Below are 1,777 nucleotides of genomic sequence, written 5' to 3'. Positions count from 1 at the left end.
TAGCGGGGCACCACCGTCCAGCTGGTCTACGTCTCCGCCGACGCCGACACCGGCGCGTCGGGCCTCGAGTCCGCCCTGCGCTTCATCCTCTCCGGCAAGTCCGCCTACGTCGACGCCCAGGTGTTCCGCGTGGGTGCCGGCGCCGCGACCGCCCCCGGGTCCTGGGACCGCCCCCTCGAGGGCAAGGTCGCCGTGGTCACGGGCGCGGCCCGGGGCATCGGTGCGGAGATCGCCGCCGTGCTCTCCCGCGACGGGGCGCACGTGATCTGCTGTGACGTCCCCGCCGCCGGCGAGTCCCTCTCCGCGACCGCCAACAAGGTGGGCGGCACCTCGCTGCCGCTCGACGTGACCGCCGCCGACGCCGCCGAGGTGTTGGCCAAGCACGTGCAGGAGCGCCACGAGGGCGTCATCGACATCCTCGTGCACAACGCGGGCATCACCCGCGACAAGACCCTGGCCGGCATGGACTCGGCGCGCTGGGACTCGGTCATGGCCGTCAACCTCGTCGCGCCGGAGCGGATCACCGCCGAGCTCGCGGAGAAGGGCGTCCTCACCGAGGGCGGCCGCGTCGTGGGCGTCTCCTCGATGGCCGGGTTCGCCGGCAACCGCGGCCAGACCAACTACGCGGCCTCGAAGGCCGGTGTCATCGGGTTCGTCAACGGCGCCTCGGCCGAGCTGGCGTCCAAGAAGATCACCGTCAACGCCGTGGCCCCCGGCTTCATCGAGACCCAGATGACCGCCGCCATCCCGTTCGCCACCCGCGAGGCCGGCCGCCGCATGAACTCCATGCAGCAGGGCGGTCTGCCCGTCGACGTGGCCGAGACGATCGCCTACTTCGCCAGCCCCGCCTCCTCCGCGGTCACCGACAACGTGATCCGCGTGTGTGGCCAGTCCCTCCTGGGCGCGTGATCGAGGTGGATCGCTCGTCGTCGGAGAACACCGTGGAGTACACCCGCCTGCCCGCCATCCCCAACCTCCTGGCCCAGTACGGCAAGGCCGCTCTCGGCTCTGTCCCCGTGGTGGGCGGCAAGCGCGACGGCACGTCGATGCCCGACAAGGGCGTCGAGGTGGCCGGCGTGCGCGTGGACGTGGCCAATCTGGCCGCCTACGCCCGCGTCTGCGGCCTGCGGTTCGGTGACGCGCTGCCGCTGACCTACCCGTTCACGCTGGCCTTCCCCCTGAGCATGCAGCTCATGCTGGACCCGGCCTACCCGGTCCCGGCCATGGGCTCGGTGCACCTGACCAACGAGATCGAGTCCCACCGCCCGCTGCGGGTGGGCGACGAGCTCTCGATCCGCGCGCGGGCCGAGAACCTGCGGGAGCACCCCGCCGGATTGCTGCTCGACATCGTCACCGAGATCCGGACGGGCGACGACGACGAGCCGGCCTGGATCCAGAGGTCGGGCCTGCTCTCCAAGCGCAGGACGTCCCTGACCCCTCCCAAGGACGCGCCGCGCCCGCCGAGACCCGAGCCGCCCACGGCCGCGGAGCTCGGCGACCCGACCGTGGTGAAGTCGGTGTCCGAGGCGCTGATCTCCGAGTACGCGTCGGTGTCCGGGGACCGCAACCCCATCCACGTCTCCAAGGTGGGAGCCAAGGCCTTCGGCTTCCCCAACGTGATCGCGCACGGCATGTGGACGGCCGCCACCATGCTCGGCGTGGTCGAGGGCGCCATCCCCGAGCGGGCGCGCTACTCGGTGGAGTTCGGCAAACCCGTCGTGCTGCCCGCGAAGCTCGCGATCTACGCCCGGCGCGGGGCTGTTGCGGGCACCCGGCC

At 72.2% G+C, this 1,777-nt stretch carries 1 protein-coding gene and 1 pseudogene; both read left to right on the top strand.

The window, feature by feature from the left end; genetic code table 11:
• Positions 1-909 (top strand): annotated as a pseudogene (locus G6017_RS07965) (3-oxoacyl-ACP reductase); the annotation flags it as partial.
• Positions 906-1,777 (top strand): MaoC family dehydratase (locus G6017_RS07960; protein ID WP_347237964.1); only part of this gene is annotated, 872 nt, incomplete at its 3' end. The pseudogene G6017_RS07965 and the gene G6017_RS07960, both read left to right, overlap by 4 nt.

This window comes from Dietzia sp. B44 (assembly GCF_014145245.1).
Taxonomy (GTDB): domain Bacteria; phylum Actinomycetota; class Actinomycetes; order Mycobacteriales; family Mycobacteriaceae; genus Dietzia; species Dietzia natronolimnaea.
The sequence above is the reverse complement of the archived record's forward strand: the minus strand, read 5'-3'. Positions and strand labels throughout refer to the sequence as shown.